Source organism: Myxococcus sp. AS-1-15, assembly GCF_020037055.1.
In the GTDB taxonomy this organism is placed as follows: Bacteria; Myxococcota; Myxococcia; order Myxococcales; family Myxococcaceae; genus Myxococcus; species Myxococcus fulvus.
Window position 1 is genome coordinate 212,787 of sequence record NZ_JAIQDF010000011.1, and the last position, 16,377, is coordinate 229,163.

14 protein-coding genes are annotated in these 16,377 nt (G+C 70.2%); 5 read left to right on the top strand and 9 right to left on the bottom strand.

Annotation, left to right across the window (positions count from 1 at the left end):
• Positions 1-55: 55 nt before the first annotated feature.
• Both K8625_RS27730 and K8625_RS27735 read left to right on the top strand, forming a co-directional pair.
• Positions 56-1,369, top strand: coding sequence for a hypothetical protein (locus tag K8625_RS27730; protein ID WP_223784388.1), 1,314 nt, complete (start codon positions 56-58; stop codon positions 1,367-1,369).
• A 7-nt stretch (positions 1,370-1,376) separates the two neighbouring features.
• Entirely contained in the window at positions 1,377-2,558 is a 1,182-nt protein-coding gene (locus K8625_RS27735; RefSeq protein ID WP_223784389.1) for a hypothetical protein, read from the top strand.
• Here K8625_RS27735 and K8625_RS27740 read toward each other — a convergent pair.
• The 4 genes from K8625_RS27740 to K8625_RS27755 form a co-directional block, all read right to left on the bottom strand.
• Positions 2,546-4,180 carry an ATP-binding protein gene (locus K8625_RS27740; protein ID WP_223784390.1) on the bottom strand — a complete coding sequence of 545 codons (1,635 nt, stop codon included), beginning with the start codon at positions 4,178-4,180 and terminating at the stop codon, positions 2,546-2,548. The genes K8625_RS27735 and K8625_RS27740 overlap by 13 nt on opposite strands.
• On the bottom strand, positions 4,149-4,844 hold the full coding sequence (locus tag K8625_RS27745) for a response regulator transcription factor (protein WP_223749992.1): 696 nt from the start codon (positions 4,842-4,844) through the stop codon (positions 4,149-4,151). Before K8625_RS27745 ends, K8625_RS27740 begins: the two co-directional genes overlap by 32 nt.
• 472 nt (positions 4,845-5,316) lie before the next feature.
• Positions 5,317-6,021, bottom strand: a complete 705-nt coding sequence (locus K8625_RS27750) for a DNA-binding protein (protein WP_223784391.1) — start codon at positions 6,019-6,021, stop codon at positions 5,317-5,319.
• A gap of 143 nt (positions 6,022-6,164) precedes the next feature.
• Positions 6,165-6,686: a hypothetical protein gene (locus tag K8625_RS27755; RefSeq protein WP_074956942.1), complete on the bottom strand. Its 522-nt coding sequence runs from the start codon at positions 6,684-6,686 to the stop codon at positions 6,165-6,167.
• A 351-nt stretch (positions 6,687-7,037) separates the two neighbouring features.
• Between K8625_RS27755 and K8625_RS27760 the strand changes: the two genes are divergently transcribed.
• Positions 7,038-8,045 (top strand): hypothetical protein, encoded by a 1,008-nt coding sequence (locus K8625_RS27760; RefSeq protein WP_223749990.1) that lies wholly within the window; start codon positions 7,038-7,040, stop codon positions 8,043-8,045.
• 68 nt (positions 8,046-8,113) lie between these two features.
• On the opposite strand, the gene K8625_RS27765 is transcribed toward K8625_RS27760, so the two are convergent.
• The 4 genes from K8625_RS27765 to K8625_RS27780 form a co-directional block, all read right to left on the bottom strand.
• Positions 8,114-8,938, bottom strand: a complete 825-nt coding sequence (locus K8625_RS27765; protein ID WP_223749989.1) for a hypothetical protein — start codon at positions 8,936-8,938, stop codon at positions 8,114-8,116.
• Positions 8,939-9,288: 350 nt separating this feature from the next.
• Positions 9,289-10,104 carry a GNAT family N-acetyltransferase gene (locus tag K8625_RS27770; protein WP_223749988.1) on the bottom strand — a complete coding sequence of 272 codons (816 nt, stop codon included), beginning with the start codon at positions 10,102-10,104 and terminating at the stop codon, positions 9,289-9,291.
• A gap of 91 nt (positions 10,105-10,195) precedes the next feature.
• Complete coding sequence (locus K8625_RS27775) at positions 10,196-11,752, bottom strand: VWA domain-containing protein (protein ID WP_223784392.1); 1,557 nt, start codon at positions 11,750-11,752, stop codon at positions 10,196-10,198.
• Between the two features lie 299 nt (positions 11,753-12,051).
• A complete protein-coding gene (locus K8625_RS27780) occupies positions 12,052-12,441 on the bottom strand; it encodes a hypothetical protein (protein ID WP_223784393.1) in 390 nt (129 codons plus the stop codon).
• Positions 12,442-12,973: 532 nt separating this feature from the next.
• Between K8625_RS27780 and K8625_RS27785 the strand changes: the two genes are divergently transcribed.
• Positions 12,974-14,671 carry a DUF692 family multinuclear iron-containing protein gene (locus K8625_RS27785; RefSeq protein ID WP_223784394.1) on the top strand — a complete coding sequence of 566 codons (1,698 nt, stop codon included), beginning with the start codon at positions 12,974-12,976 and terminating at the stop codon, positions 14,669-14,671.
• Positions 14,672-14,682: 11 nt separating this feature from the next.
• Positions 14,683-15,321 (top strand): uridine kinase, encoded by a 639-nt coding sequence (gene udk / locus K8625_RS27790; RefSeq protein ID WP_074956956.1) that lies wholly within the window; start codon positions 14,683-14,685, stop codon positions 15,319-15,321.
• Positions 15,322-15,331: 10 nt separating this feature from the next.
• On the opposite strand, the gene K8625_RS27795 is transcribed toward udk, so the two are convergent.
• Positions 15,332-16,366 (bottom strand): alpha/beta fold hydrolase, encoded by a 1,035-nt coding sequence (locus K8625_RS27795; protein ID WP_223784395.1) that lies wholly within the window; start codon positions 16,364-16,366, stop codon positions 15,332-15,334.
• Positions 16,367-16,377: the final 11 nt, after the last annotated feature.

Consider the following 16,377-nt stretch of genomic DNA (forward strand, 5'->3'; position numbering starts at 1 on the left):
GGGAAGCGCACGGGGGCGCCATCCGCGTTGCACGGCGGAGGGAGAGTCTGGGTGCATGAATCCTCCTGCCTTCCCGCCTCGTGCTCCGAGGACGTCCGATGGCCCCATCCGCGGGGCGTTCCGGTGGCTCGTCGCGCACCACGTCTTCGGCAGTCTCTTCATCGTCGTCTTCGCCACCGCGGTGATTGCCGGTCAGGTGGCGGGGCGGACGGACTTCGCGAACTCGGAGCTGGCGGCCGGGGTGGAGGACCGGTGGGGCGCGCCCGTGGTGCAGCCCGCGCCATCGCTGCGCTACGTGCACAGCGGCACCATCTTCACGGAGCTCAAGCCGTTGGCGTTCGACCGTCAGCACGTGGAGGTGCTGGCGAAGATGAACTACCGCAAGCGAGGCCTGCGCTACTTCTCCGGCTTCGACTTCAACCTGGGCGCGGAGTACGCGGTGGTCAACCGCGAGGGCCACGACATCGACGTGGCGTTCATCTTCCCCATGGAGATGGACAAGTCTCAGGTGCTCCTGTCGGAGCTCCAGTTCCTGGTGGACGGCAAGGAAGCCAGCCTGGACCTGGGCGAGTCCGGCAACCGGCTCGTCTGGACGGGCCGCATCGCCAAGGGGGCCACGGCCCGCTTCGTCATCCGCTACCGCGCGCGAGGGCTCGACTCGTTCATCTACAAGTTGGATCCGGCGCTCTCCGCGCGCGACGTGCGCGTGCACCTGGCCGTCGAGGGCGGGGACAACTACGACTATCCGGCGGGCGTGCTGTCCGCGTCGTCCGTGCAGGCGGGCAGCGACACCGTCACGCTGGACTGGGCGTTCCAGTCGCTCGAGTCCGGCGTCAACCTGGGCGTCATCCTCCCGTCGGAGAAGACGTTCGACTCGATGGTGTCGCGCATGGCGGGGCGCGCGTGGGTGCCGTTCCTGGTGCTGGTGGCGCTGCTCGCGGCGCTGGGCTTGAGGCACAAGCGGCAGCTCGCGCTGCATGAGTCGTATCTGCTCGCCGCCGTGTACGGCTTCTTCTTCGTGCTGCTCGCGTACCTGGCGGCCTTCATGAACTTCTACGTGGCCTATGCGGTGAGCGCGCTGGGCCTGGGCGCGGCGGTGGTGGCGTATGCCCGGTGGCTGTTCCCGAAGGAGCGCACGTCGGTGCTCGCGGGGCTGTGGGCCGCGACGCTGCTGGTGCCCACCGGCGCCGTCATCCTGGAGGGCTACACGGGCCTCATCTACACGCTGGAGATCCTCGCCGGCCTGCTCGGGCTGATGGTGCTCTCCACCCGCGCGAGCGTGCGCGCGTTCCTGTCGGACCTGTCCCAGCCCGGCGCGGCCCCGAGCGCGGCCCCCGTGTCCACCCCTGTCACCCCGGAAGCGAGCTGAGCCCATCATGCGGACCTTTTCCCTCGTCGTCGGAATCCTGCTGCTCGCTCCCGAGGCCCTGGGCGCGCCCGAGTCCACTCCGGCTCCCGCCGGCACCGCCACCGTGCCGCTGGAGCAGCTCATCCCGCTGTATTCGCAGCGACAGACACCACCTCCCGCGCCCCCCACCGAGGCGCTGGTGAAGACCGAGCTGAGCGGACGGTTGTCCGCGGACGCGCTGCAAGTGGAGGCGAGCTTCGAGGTGGAGGTGCTCGCGGATGGACGCTGGACGCAGGTGCGCTTGCTGCAACTCGACGCGGACACGTACCCCACGGCCCTGCCCACGCTGGAGGGCGCCACGGTGGGCGTGGTGGATGGCTTCCTGTGCCTGCTCACGCGGAAGGCGGGGCGTCAGAGCTTCGACGTGAGCCTCACCGTGCGCTCGTCGGGCACGGGGCCGGAGCGTCGCGCGCAGCTCCGCTTCGGTCCTCATGCCTCGCCGGTGCCGCTGGCGCTGGAGGCGGACACGTCCGTGTTCACGCTGCTGGAGTCGCTGCCGTCCTCGGGTGAGGGCTATGCGCTCTATCCGGTGCAGGGCGCGCTGCGGGTGGGCTGGAAGGCGGCGTCCCAGGTGGCGCAGGCGACGAAGCCGCAGGTGCGTCCTCCGCTGGAGCCGCGCATTTCCGAGGCCACCGCGACGTGGGTGTCCACGCTGGAAGGCCGCGCCACGCTGCGCGTCGGCTACACGTTGAGCCTGGACCGTGAGCAGGCGCTGGAGCTGAGCATCCCGGAAGGGCACGCATTGGAGCGCGTCACGCTCAACGCCATCCCCGTGCCCGTGGAGGCGGTGACGGATGGGGTGCTGCGACTGAAGGTGGCGCCCGCGCGACTGGGCGAGACGTCGGGTGCGCTCGAGGTGGTGATGACGCGGGAGCTGGGCGTGTTCCACCTGTCCGGTCGGTTGAAGCTGGCGCTGCCGCGCGTCTCGTGGCCGGTGGCGGAGCTGCGAGCCCGCGCGCACTTCCCCGCGGTGTTCAACTACCGGCGGGAGGGCGGCAGCCTGGAGCAGTTCGAGGCGGCCGAGGCCACGAGCCAGGGCGCGACGTTGCCGGGCAAGGTGCTGCACTTCCGTCAATACCTGGTGGCCGCGTCCTCGCCCACGCTCGAGCTGGGCTACTCGGTGGACATCTCCAACAGCTACTTCCGCTGATGCACGGCGACGGCGAAGGCGGAGCCCTTCGTCTCCGGGCTCGCGGGCAGGAGTTCCAGGGTGGAGCCGAACGCGCGCAGCATGGACTGGGAGATGGTGAGACCCAGGCCCGTGCCTCCGCGCTCGCGCGCCGTGGTGAAGAAGGCGTCGAAGATGCGGGCGCGGTTCGACTCGGAGATGCCTCTCCCGTCGTCCCGCACCACGACGCGCACGACGCCGTCCGCCTGCGTCTCCACGGCGAGCGACACGCGCACGTCCTCGCCACCGTGCTGGCGGGCGTTGGTGACGAGCTGCCAGAGCACGTCCTCCATCACCTCGGAGGGCAGGGCCACGGTGAGGCCCTCGGGAACGGGGCCCACGTCCACGCGCTCCAGTCCCTCCGCGTGGGCCCTCGCGGTGACGGCCTTGAGCAGCGGGGCCAGCTCCACCTGGGCGGGCGTGGCGGTGATGGAGTCGGCGCGGGCCAGCTCCAGCAGGCGTTGCACCAGCCGCGTGAGCCGGCGCGCGTCGGCGTCGATGTTGGAGAGGAAGCGCGTGCGCTGCTCGGGTGTCATCGCGTCCGCGCTGTCGCGCAACAGCTCCACCGCGCCCTGGATGGAGGCCAGTGGCGTCTTGAACTCGTGCGAGACGTTGGCCGCGAAGGAGCGGATGTACTGGTTGCGGTCCCTGAGCGCGGTGGCCATGCCGGCGAGCGACTCGGACAGCTCGGCCAGCTCCGCGACGACGGGACGGGCCAAAGGCTCGTAGCCCTCCGGTGCGCTGGCGGCGATGGCGCGCGTCTGCTTCACCAGGGCCCGCACCGGGCGGCCCAGCAGCGCGGCGGCGGCCAGCGACATCAACCCAAGCGCGCCGAGCAGCACCAGGCCCGTGGCCGTCAGGTTCCAGCGGTCCGCGTACGTGGCCTTGGCGAAGGTCATCGGCGTGCGCGCCAGCACCACCACGCCCCAGACGCGCTCGCCTTGAAGGACGGGCAGCGCCACCGAGACGCGGATGCCGGTGTCTCGACTGAGCGAGGCCAGGGGTGTGTCCTCGGCCTCGGAGTGACGACGGCGCAGCACGCTCGCGGGCTCTCCTCGCAGGGCCTGCTGCACCTCGGGTCGGTCGGCCAGCGTCGTGCCCAGCACGGCCGGGCTGCTGCTGGCCACCACCACGCCGCTGGTGTCGACCACGCGGATGCCCGCGAGCGTGGCGGCACGCACGTTCTCCAGGAGCGGGTTGAGCTTCAGGCCCGTCTCCAGGGCCCACGGCTCGCCGGGCACGAGCGCGCGCGGCGGCTCCTCGTCCGCGGGGAGCGGCTCGTCCGAGGCCTTGAGCGAGGGGAGGATGGGCCGCAGCCGCTTGTCATCGGGGATGGGGAAGGGCCACTTCGCCGTGCGAGCCCGTCCATAGTCGCCCTCGCCGACGCGCTCTGCCAGCGTGGCGCGATAGAGCTCCACCACCACCGCGCCCTGCGTGAGCAGCTCCATCTCCGTCTGGCGGATGAGCTGGTTGTCGTAGACGCGCACGAAGGCGAGCCCACCCAGCGTGAGCACGAAGCCGGCGAGCCCCACGGCCGCGAAGACCATCCACAGCCGGGGCTGGGGGCGGCGGCTACGGGATGGCGAGCCGATAGCCGAGGCCATGCACCGTCTCGATGACTTCGCCGCCGACGCCGGCGAACTTCTGCCGCACCCGACGCACGTGGCTGTCGATGGTCCGGTCACTCACCACGCCGTCGTCGTAGACGCGCGTCATGACCTCGTCCCGGGTGAAGACCTTGCCCGGCACGCGCAACAGCGCCGCGAGCAGGTGGAACTCCGTCACGGTGAGCACCACCTCCCGCTCGCCCCACCAGGCACGGAAGCGCTCCTCGTCCAGCTTCAAGGGACCGCGCATCAACGGCTTCGACGCCGCGGAGGCCGGGTTCTCGGGCGCGGGCCGCGCGCGGCGCAGCACCGCCTTCACGCGCGCCACCAGCTCGCGCGGGCTGAAGGGCTTGGTGAGGTAGTCGTCGCCGCCCAGCTCCAGGCCGAGGATGCGGTCCACCTCGTCGTCCCGCGAGGAGAGGAAGACGATGGGCAGTTCGTGCGTGCGCCGCACCTCGCGGCACACCGTGAGCCCGTCCATCTCCGGCATCATGATGTCCAGGACGATGAGCGCGGGGGGCGAGCGCTGGACGTGGGCCAGCGCCGCTCGCCCCTCCGCGGCCTCCTCCACGCGGAAGCCGCCTTGCTCCAGCGCGAAACGGACGATGTCCCGCAGGTGCGGATCATCATCGACGACCAGGACGGTGGGACGTTCAGCCACGCGGCACTCGGGTTGGGGAGGGCGTGGAGTCTACCTCCGACACGCCCGGACCTGGGCGTACAGTCACCTTTCCATTTTTTATTCGGGTCGGACGCAACCCGGTGCGGGCAGGACCGATAACCCCAAGGAATGCGGTCGTCTGGCTTCGGGGGAAGTCAGCGCCACCTGATTGACGGAAGGACGAGCGACCTCGGGGGAGGGGCTCGTCCGGTTCGAGCCGGGGCGGCTGCCTGCGCCCCGGCTCAGCCTGTCAGTGGGCTTCGCGAACCTTCAGTCGCCGCGAGCGCCGTCGCGGGCGACGGATGGCCACCGCCGCCGCGAGCATCAACACCACCGGAACGAACACCAACAACGTTTGAGCCGTCACCGTCTCCCTCCTCCATGCACTATGGCGGAGGGGTCTGACGTTCCTTCTCCGGAAAACCTGAAATACCCCGGACTCCCGGTGTCAGGAGAGGTGTGACGCTCCGGCTCAGGGGATGCTCAGGTCGGCGGGTTCCCGGGGGGCGACCTCGTAGGTCGTTTCGTACTGGGCGGCGAGCCCCACGACGGTGATGCTCTGGCCGAGGGGCAGGGCTCGCAGCGTGTCCGGGTTGAAGCCGGCGGAGGCGTGGACGAACACCTGGACCTCTCCGGACCCATCGTCGATGTAGAGCTTGTACCCGTAGGGCGAGTCATCCTCGAAGGTCTTGGTCACGGCGCCGGTGACGCGGATGAGCTGGCCTTCGACGGGCTCCTTGACGGAGCCGGTGCCGATGTTCTTCGGGGTGGGTGTCTGGGTTCCACTTCGCGTCGACACGTCCGCGGGCACGGCCTTCAGGATGCGGAGCTGGTTCTGCTCGTCGAGCGTCCCGGTGACGCGAACGCGGGCGCCCACGGCGAGCGACAGCTTCTCCTCCAGCTTGACGTAGACGCCGCCGGTGTCGTCCTGCACCGCGAAGCCCTGATCTCCGAGCGCTGAGCTGAAGGCGCCAGGCGGGACGGTGACGTGGCCTTCGACGGTGACGGCCTCGCCGGTGGCGCGTCCGCGCGCCTCGCCGATGGGCGTCGCGGGTGAGGGGTCGTCCGAGTCGTCACACGCCGGAGCGACGAGGGCGAGAATCGCGAGCAGCACCCAGCTCTTCGCGCGGAACACGGAGCGCGAGCTGGTACGGAGCCTTCCAGGGGAATCGAGCATCCCACCTGTCTAGAGCCTTCCGTGCCTCGCATTCAATCCGGGGAGCGCGTGCGCGGTGGCTCGTCGACACCTCGCGGAGGACTGGAGGTACAGCGGGGCAGGGGCTCCGAGGAGCAGCCCTGCCCGGAGGACGTGGCGCGGGACTACCACCGCTCGATGGAGGTGATGGTCAGCGCGAACGGGGGGCCGGAGAAGCTGGAGTTGTTGGTGCAGGGCCGCTCGGCGATGTCACCCAGGTTGGCCGAGTAGAAGCCGAAGGTGGAGCCGTTGCCCTTCTCGTAGAACACGCTGCCGCCGGGCAGGGTGACCTTCCACACGAAGTTGAAGCTGTCGTACCACTTGGGGGACGTGCGGTGGGAGATGAAGCTGCGCACCGTCACCGTCCAGGTCCACGGCGCGGACGCGGGCGCGGCGACCGTCTGCGTGTTGTCCCAGTCGAAGGCGACCCAGTTGTCCAGCCCGCCCCAGCCGTGGATGAGCTCCACCGACGTGCCCCACGGCAGGGAGAGGTTCCGGTACGACATCCGGATCTCCGCCTCGTAGGAGCTGGCGTACAGACAGGAGTGCAGCGACGCGCGGCCATCCGCCCAGTGCTCGATGGCGAAGGACGACGAGGACGCGAGGAACAGCGCGAGGGCGCAGAGCTTTCGGACAGCCGAGGTCATGAAGAGACTCCCAGGTGATTGGTTCGGCGCGTGTCTCTATCACGAGGGTGGGTTCTCGTGAACTCCCTGTATGTCTGTTCACTCCTCCTTTCCCCGGGAGTTGTCGGGTCCGTGAAACATCGTCTCGTGACGTGGGGCGCTTGCGGAGGCATCCGGAATGACCCATCCCTCCCTGGGGCGTGGGCCGGGTGGGCGGTCCAAAACCGACGCGCATGATTTGCGCACGGGTGTCGACCTGGCCCCGGTTGTGATTGTGTCTGATTCCACTTCCGGCGTGTCTGTCATTGTTGCAGGCTGGGGCTCCGCGCACGGCCAGGCGATTCGCGACTGCGTGCGAGAAGGGGAACATCCATGCGCATGGCGAAGAGTGTCTGCGTCGTCGGCTTCCTGCTGGCGATGGTGGTGGGCTGTGGCTCCGGTTCGCAGTCGGGGGCCGTGCAGTTGGTGATTGGCGACCAGGAGGCGGCGGCGACGGAGGCGAGCGTCGTCCGCATCCAGGTGGTCGTCTCCGGCGCGGACTTCGCGGACATCCAGCAGGACCTGGTGAAGACGGGCTCGGTCTGGGGAGGCACCATCGCCGGGATTCCCGCGGGCACCGACAGGACGCTCACGGTGTCGGCCTTCGCGGCGAACAACGGGCTCGAGTACCAGGGCCAGGCGACGGGCGTCACCATCGTCGGGGGCGAGACGGCGCTGGTGGCCGTCACGCTGCATGACATGACGTTCGGCCATCACGACGACAACGACGTGCCCATCATCGACTCGGTGTCGGTGTCGTCGAGCACGGTGGTGGTCGGGGAGCAGCTCACGCTGGGCGCCACGGCGCATGACCCGGTGCCGAACGACCTGCTGTCGTACTCGTGGGGCGCCACGGCGGGGCAGCTGAGCAGCACCACGGTGGCCAACCCCACGTGGACGGCGCCGACGTCGCCGCAGACGGTGACGCTCACGCTGACGGTGCGCGACCAGCGCAATGGCGTCAGCACCGCGCGCCTCACGGTGGAGGTCGTCGGAGCGCCGCCTCCCCCGGGCGGGAGCGCGGAGGTCCACGTGAGCTTCAACAGGCCGCCGCTGGTGCTCTACGTGCACGCGAGCGAGGGCCGGGTGGTGCTCGGACAGAGCACGGCCGTCATCGCGAACGTGTTCGACCAGGAGCGCGATGCGGTGACCTACCAGTGGACCGCGTCCTGCCCCGGCACGTTCAGCACGCCGACCGGGCAGTCCTCGAACTTCACGCCGACGGAAGTGCCGTCCGGCGCGTGCAACAACTGCAGTGTCACCATGACGGCTCGGGACAGCCGCGGTGGCGTCCGCTCCGGCTCGGTGAAGCTGTGCGTCGTCTCCACGCCCGCGCCGTGACTCCGGGCGTCCGCGGTTGAGCGGCTTCACGGGGGCAGGGGATTCCGCCGCTGCCCCCGCGCATGCCTTCAGCGGATGAGCGGGGTGGTGCGCTCCGAGCCGGTCCTCGACACGCGGCGGGTCTCCCGGCCGTTGAAGTCCACGGCCTCGCCTTCGCCCACCAGCGTGCGGATGGTGATGCGCGACAGGCACTGGCTGTCATCCACGGTGTGCGTCACCACGTAGCGCGGCACGCTGGAGGCGGGCTCACCCAGGCGCAGGCGCATCTCCCGCAGGGCGTCGATGTAGCCCGCCAGCGGCTCCATCCTCGCGAGCGCGCGCCGCAGCACCTTGTCCGAGCGCTTGCTCATCACGCGATCCCACACCAGGTAGCCCGCGCCGAGCGTGGCGGAGCTGGTGAAGAACATCACGAAGTTGAGCATCCCCCCGAGCAGCCGGTTGCGGGTGAAGCCCTGCTCGCCCGTCGCTTCGGTGAGGATGTCCTTGAGCGTCTCCACCGCGGACTGGTTCGCCATCCCCAGCCACTCGCGCGCGTCCTTCGGGCTGCCCAGCAGCAACCGGCACAGGCCCAGGTGCAGGGAGATGAGCGAGACGCGGGCCGTGTCGCGCTCGGCGCCCAGCGCCTCCGTGAAGCGGTGGCCCGCGGCCCTGATCTGCTCCAGCCGCTCGTCGCGCGTACACGAGGGCCGGGTGGAGGCCTCCAGGTGCGCGCGCCCGGCGTGGAATGCGCCCTCGCGCAGCAGGTGCGGCTCCCGATGCAGATGGCCCAGCAGGACCAGCTGCTCTCCCTCCGTCCCAAGCAGCGCCTCCTGCAGCGCCACCGGTCCCTCTTCCTGATGCCTGCCGTTCACCTGTCGAGGTGTGGCCAGGATGAGGTCATTCCACGTCGCCATTCGCGGACTCCCGTGTGCTGCGGCGCCTCTTGTCTCCGGCGATCCCCCTGGAGACCAAGTCTGCCACAGCCACGCGGTTTCACGAGCCTGGGTCAGCGCTTCCGCCACCGCCTCTCGCTCTCTCATCCCTGGATGGCCGCGCGCTTTCAGGCCCGGCAGAAAATGGTGCCCGTGTTCTCGTGAGGTCACGTTTCTTCGCGAGGCTGTCGCGCATTGCTGGATTGGTACCGCGAGAATGATGAGGCCTCGGGCCCATGGGTCCTTCGTGCCCTCCAGAGTGGGATTTCGTGCAGAGCCCTCGTTCGCGAGGGAGGGGTGAGGACGTCCTCGTGGCGGGAGCCGCGTGCGTGTCAGGTGCTCCCGGGCGCGGGGGCCTCGTACATTCGGAAGCGCGTCACGGGGCGATAGCCCATGCGTTGATACACGGGCGCGCCGGCGTCGGTGGCGTGGAGCACGGAGCGCTCGATGCCCCACGTGTCGCGAGCCTCGCGCAGCGCGTGCCTCATGACGAGCTCCGCGGCGCCGAGCCGCCGGTGGCCGGGGGACGTGGCGACGAGCGCGATGTACGCGAGGCCGTCCACCCGGAGCACCACGGTGCTGCTCGCGGGAGCGCCCTCGCGGCAGGCCACGAAGCCTCGGATCTCCTCGTCGTACAGGGCCTCCGCGTCCAGGGCCTCGCGCCCCGACTCGCGGCTCACGTCGTAGGCGAGCGAGTTGATGTCGGCCACGGCCTGGCGTCCCCAGGTGTCCTTCACGGGGCGCACGTCGAGCGAGGGCAGGGCGCGCACGGGCTCCGAGAGCCGCTCGCACACCATGCCGGTGACGGTGGTGAGCGGGCGCAGCTTGTACCAGGCGAGGATGGATTCGGCGCGCTCGCGCACCTGGGGCGCGAGCCAGTCGTCCGAGATGACGAACGTCCACGGATGACGGCCGGTGGAGAAGTAGCGGGCCGCGGACGCGACGGCGGCCGAGAGCGCCTGCTCCGTCGTGGCGGGCGCGCGCAGGAAGGCCGCGTTCATCATCGCCCAGGAGACATGGCTCGACGCGATGAAGACCTCGGGGCGCTCCACCACCTCGCCCGCCCTGCCGCCCAGGGCCATCTTCCGCCAGGCGCCTCGGAATTGCGCATGGGACTCGTCGATCTCTGCCTGCGTCGCGGAGTGCATGGAGGGCTCCAGGGGCGAGGGGTGAAGGATCGATTGTACCCCAGGTGCTCCGTCTGGAGGCGCGGTGCCCCCGGTGCCCTCTGTTCCTGACTCAACGCGTGGCCACGTCGCGCAGCAGGTGATGCGCCTCGCCCAGCAGCGCGAGGAACTCCTCACGCTCCTCGTTGCCCGAGGGCGTCGCGGAGCGCGCGATCTCCCGCACCTGGTCCAGGCTCCATTTCTCCGCGTGGGGGCTGCGTCGCAACAGCTCCGCCGCGCCCATCACCGCGGTCGCGAAGCGCAGGTCCGAAGGGGCCTGCTTGAACGAGGGGGAGAGCGCGCTGGCGGGGAAGGGGAAGGCGCGCTCGGAGGCACTCTCTCCACGAGGGCGCTTGGCGCGCACGCGCACCGTGGCCAGACCCTCGCCCGCGCCGGGCATGAGCTCCAGCTCGTACAGCGCGGTGACGGAGTGGCCCGAGCCCAGCTCTCCCGCGTCCACGCGGTCATCGCGGAAGTCCTCGTCCGCGATGTCGCGGTTCTCGTAGCCGACGAGGCGATAGCGGGACACCTGCTTGGGGTCGAACTCCACCTGGAGCTTCACGTCCTTCGCGATGACCTCCAGCGTGCCTCCGAGCTGCTCCACGAAGATGCGCCGCGCGGCCATCAGCGAGTCCACGTAGTGGTGGTTTCCGTTCCCCTGGTCCGCGAGCTGCTCCATCATCGTGTCCTGGTAGTTGCCCATCCCGAAGCCCACCGTGGTGACGGTGATGCCTTCCTTCACGTGGCCTCGGATGGTCTTCAGGATCTCCTCGTGGGAGGTGCTCCCCACGTTGGCGTCGCCGTCGGACAGGATGACGACGCGCGACACCGACTCGCCATCCATTGTCTTCATCGCCTCCTGGTAGGCCAGCTGGATGCCGGAGCCCATCGCGGTGCTCCCGCCCGCGGTCAGGTCCTCGATGGCGGCGTGGATCCGGGCCTTGTGCTCCATGCCCGTGGGCGGCAGGACGCGGCGCACCGCGCTCGCGTAGGTGACGAGCGCCACGGTGTCGCCGTCGCGGAGCTGGTCCACGAGCATCCGCAGGGCGCGTTTCGCGAGCGGCAGGCGGTCCGGCGACTGCATCGACCCGGAGATGTCCACGAGGAAGGTGAGGTGGGCGGGCTTGCGCTCGGAGACGCTCAGACGCTTGCCCTGCACGCCGACGCGCAGCAGGTGTCGTCCGGGCGTGAAGGGGGAGGGCGCGGCGTCGAGGTGCACGGCGAAGGGGCCCTCGTCCGGTGCGGGCGCGGGGTACGTGTAGCGGAAGTAGTTGAGCATCTCCTCCACGCGCACGGCTTCACGCGGCGGCAGGGTGCCTTCCTTGAGCTTGCGCCGTGCCAGCGTGTACGAGGCCGTGTCGACATCCGCCGCGAACGTGGAGAGGCGGTCCTTCTCCGTGGAGACGAAGGGATTCACGCCGTGGTCGCGGTAGCCCTCCTGGCTGGAAGTGGCGTCGGCAGCAGGACCTCGGGACGAGCCCGCGAGGCGTCCGCTGCCGCGACCCATGGTGCCGATACCCGTGATGCCGCTGCTCTTGCCACCCAGTATCGCGACGCCACCGCCACCGGAGCCGCTGCCCTTGACCCCCAGTCCGCCCTGGCCATGGGCCGCGCCGGCCGCTCCGAACATGTTGCCCATCGCGGAGCGCAGGCGCGCGGAGTTCCCGGAGGGCGGGGGCGCCGCGCTCGGTGCGGGGGCAGGTTTTTCGAGAGCGGCGACGGGGGAGGGGGCATCAGGGCTCGTGGTCCCGGCGGCTGGCGCCAGGGCCGTGTCTGCCTGGGAAGGGGGGGACTTGGAGGCCATCTGTCCCGCGTGCGCGTCACGAGGGGCCAGGTTCTTCGTGTCCACGTCCGATGACCGGCACGAGAACACCACTCCGCTCAACGCGAGCGCACACACGACACCCGTGACGGCCTTGAGGTTCCGCCTCATTCACTGCCTCCCTGTTCCTGGATTCGCCAGTGCTCCGACAGCGGTCCGTGGAAAAGGTTCCGCGGATTCACCCGAGGCCTCGCGCTGGTGTCATCCATCCCCAGCTCAGGTCCGCCGTGTAGTTCGGTCGAAGTATTCGCCAGCCTCCTCGCGGAGGACCTTCCTGGCGTGTTGCTCACAGCGCCAGATGGCATGCCTGTGGTCGGAGGCCTGCTGTGGTGCTCGCCGCCCGACATGTCCACGGTGTATTCGACGTAGAAGCCATAGATGAGGGTGGCCAGGTAGTCCTGCCGCCAGTCCCCGAACTCCCCCGTGCTGAGTTCGCCGAGCACCGCCACGGCGAACGTGGGGTAGCCCGCTGTGCCTCTCAGGCCCTGTTTGTTCATCGTCTGCTGTCACAGCGGATGCGTGCAGCCGGAGACCTCCGAGGACTTGGTGCTCCGGCCCTGGTTGGCGCCTGCTCGCGCGCGTTGGAGGACCTCCCGGACGAGGCCGTCCTCGTCATGGACGCTCACCCTCCAGGCCAGGTCTTCCTTTGACGGCGCTCCCTCCGCGGTGCCTCGCAGGCGGACCCTGGTCCGCGAAGGGCGAGTCCGCGCTGGCCTTCCTGGCGTGGAGTACGTCTTGCGCGGACTCGTCGAAGCGGGGACGCGCTTCGTCTCCGTGCAACGCTCGCTCCGGATGGATGCGCTCGAGAATGGAGGGCAGGTTGACTTCAAGGCTGTCTGATTCGTCGACACGGGCCATGTTCGATGTCTGTGAACCCGGCGCTGGGTTGTCATCACGATGAATCACCGAGGGGCCGCTCGATGTTGTTTTTCAAATGCCCACGGAGGGTGTGCGGGCCTCACGCGGGCTCGCCCGGTCGCCCGCAACTCCGAGCACAACAGACGCGAGCGGTGGACTAGGTTGCGCCGCATGACGCAGGCCGTTTCGGACGCATGGACGTTGCCCTGGCGGGGTCTGGGGCTGAGCAGCAACCTGAGCACCGCGGATGTCCCGCAGCCGTACCGGCTGTTGGACGCGTCGCCGGGGCTCTTCGACTTCGTCGAGTACAGCGCTCCGTTGGACCTGGAGGAGGCGCGTGCCCAGGCCTCGCTGTTTCCGGAGATGTGGCGCCGCCGCGCCGACGTGCCCGTGCTCTTCCACCCCGTGCACCTCAACCTGTGGGGGCCGGAGCTGGAGCCCGCCGCCACGCTGAAGGCCCTGGACGCGCACGCGCGCGCCGTGGGCAGCCCGTGGGTGGGCAATGACGTGGGGTGGTGGCACGTGCAGGGCCAGCCGTTCCCCGGCTACCTCTACATCACGCCCCCGTTCAACGAGGCCGGGCTCGCGGACTGCGCCGCGCACGCGCTCCATGTCCAGTCACACCTCTCCATGCCGCTCGTGCTGGAGAACCCCGCGGTGCTGGCGCGCCGAGGCGAGCTGCACGCGCTCGACTTCCTCGCGAAGCTGCACCAGCGCACGGGGCTGCCGCTGCTCCTGGACCTGGGCCACCTGTTCAGCCACCAGCTCTCCGCCGGGCTGCCGCTCGAGGCGGGCCTGGACGGCTTCCCGCTGGAGCAGGTCGTGGAGATCCACCTCGCGGGCGGTGTGGTGACGCGCCGGGGCTCGCGTCGGTTCTACGTCGACGACCACACGCAGCCGGTGCGCGAGGAGCTGTTCAAGCTGTTGGAGTCCTTGCTACCGCGTTGTCCGTCCCTGCGCGCCGTCACCTTCGAGGGCGACGGCCATCCCCCGGAGGTGGCCCGGCTGTCCCTTCGGCGGCTGCGCACGCTCATCCCCCAGGGCCCTCGCGAGCCGTTGACCCTTCGCGCGCCGGATGTGAGCGCGCCTCCGGTGCTCTCGGGCGACAGCCGGCCGTGGGAGCTGTTCGACGCGGGCCACGGTGTGTCGGCCCCGGACGCGAGCGAGGACCCGGAGGGCACCGCCGCCGACCAGGACTTCCGCCTCGCGGTGGTCGCCGAGGCGCTGGACAAGGACTGGCCGCTGACGCGCCTGCTCCTGGCCGGCACGCGCGAGGCGCTGCTCGACTTCACCCGCTCGCGCGAGTACCGCAACCTCTTCGGCGGGGGAGGGCGCTCGCTGCCGCAGGTCTTCTCCGCCTGGGCGATGCGTCGGCTCCGGGAGCAGCCCGACGAGGGCGCCTCCGCCGCGCTGAGCCTGGAGATGCTCGCGCCCACCACCTTCCTCAAGGCCGCCCCGGCTCCGGGCCCCGGCCAGGTGGGGCTCGCGGAGGACGTCCGGCCCGGCAGCTTCCCCGTGGACCTGTCCGAGCTCGTCTTCGCCGCGCGCGCCGTCCGGCGCCACCTCACCGCCCGTGCGTGGGCATGTGGGGCGCTGGAGCTGTCCGGGCTGGAGGCGCTGGCGCAGGTGGCTCGGCGGCCGGGGGGGACCCCCTGGAGCTTCGCCGTGCGACGCAAGGCCCCGGGATTCGAGGTGTCGGGCGTGTCACGAGGGCTGGCCGTGCTGCTCCGGGAGCTGGGCTCCAGGCCCGTGCCGGTGGAGTCGGTGCCCCCGGAGGTGCTGGCGGAGGGGCTGAATCACCGGATGATCCGCCTGGGGGATGCTTCCGGGTTGGACCGAACCCTTGCGCCTGTGCGTCCGGTAGGGTAGGTCGCGCCGCAATGACGTCGTCACCCCTCGTTATCGGCATCGCGGGTGGCACCGCGTCCGGCAAGACCACCGTCGCCCGAAAGGTTCGTGAGGCGCTTGCCGACTGCCGCGTGGCCTTCATCGATCAGGACTCGTACTACCGGGACCTGAAGGACCTCCCCATCGCGGACCGCCGGGAGGTGAACTTCGACCATCCCGACGCGTTCGACACCGAGTTGCTGGTGAGCCACCTCCGGGAGTTGAAGGCCGGGCGGCCCATCCAGAAGCCCGTCTACGACTTCGTCACCTCGTCGCGTCAGCCCCGCACCATGGGCGTGGACCCGGGGGACATCATCCTCATCGAGGGCATCCTCGTCCTGCACATGAAGGAAGTGCGCGAGCTGATGGACGTGAAGATCTACGTTGACGCGGATGATGACCTGCGCATCCTTCGTCGCCTCACCCGCGACATCAAGGACCGCGGCCGCGACTTCGACCACGTCGTCAGCCAGTACCTGCGCCACGTGCGCCCCATGCACATGGGCTTCGTCGAGCCGTCCAAGCACTTCGCGGACATCATCATCCCGCACGGCGGCAACAACGAGATCGCCATCAGCATGCTGGTGGGCGCGCTGCGCGGGAAGCTCTCCGCTCCGCAGCCGCGCGAGTAGCCCCAGCGCCTCAGCCCACGCGCCGCAGGAAGTCTCCGAGTGGCGCGCGCAGGCGCTCGGTCTCCGTCAGGAGCGCGCCATGGTCCCCCGGGCCGGGCAGCTCCACCAGCCGGGCGCTCACGCCCGCGGCGGACAGCAGGTGGTAGGTGTCCCGCACCCGGTTCACCGGCGCGAGCACGTCCGAGCTCCCCGCCACCAGCAGCACCCGCGCCCGGATCTGCGCGAAGCAGTCCGCCACGTCACAGCCCGAGTAGGCCGAGCACAGCGTCGCCCATGACGAAGCGTCGAACGACTCGGAGAAGGCGTCCGCCTCCGCGTCCAGCGCGAGCCTCGCCGCCTCGGCGTCGGCGAAGCGCTGCGACAGGTACTCGCGGCCGTAGAGCAGCTTCTGGAAGTCCAGCCTCAGCCGCCGCATCGTCTTGCGAGGCTGCGCGTCCGGCTCATAGAGGCCCTCGCGGAAGTCCGGGTCCGCGCGCAACAGCTGCCACGCCAGGCCCAGCTTCTCGCGCACGCCCTCCGGCAGCGCGCGCGCCGAGCCGATGGCCACCACCGAGTCGGACAGCTCCGGGAACAGCGCCGCCAGCCGCAGCGCCACCTGCGCGCCCAGGCCCACGCCCACCAGCGCGCGCACGTGGTTCAGCCCCCGGGCTCGCAGCAGCGCGGACACCCCGCGCGCCATGTCGAGCACCGTGAGGGGAGGCAGGCTCAGGCCCAGTCGCTCGCCCGTCTCCCGGTCCATCGACGCGTTCGAGGTGCTGCCGAACGGACTGCCCAAGAGCCCCGGGACGATGACCGGCATGATGTCCGGGTCCAACGGCAGCCCCGGCCCCACCAGCTCACGCGCCCAACCCGACGGCTGATACGCGGAGTCCTCCGCCGGCCCCACCGCCCGGTGCGAATGCGACAGGTCGTGCAGCAGCACCACCGCTTTGCCGTCGCACGGTTCTCCGTACGCCTCCCACGCCACCTGGGGGTTGCGCAGCAGCTCGCCTTCCTCCAGAGGGAGCAGGGAGGTGAACAGGTGGGTGCCGGTGGCCTGGATCACGTTGGGGAATT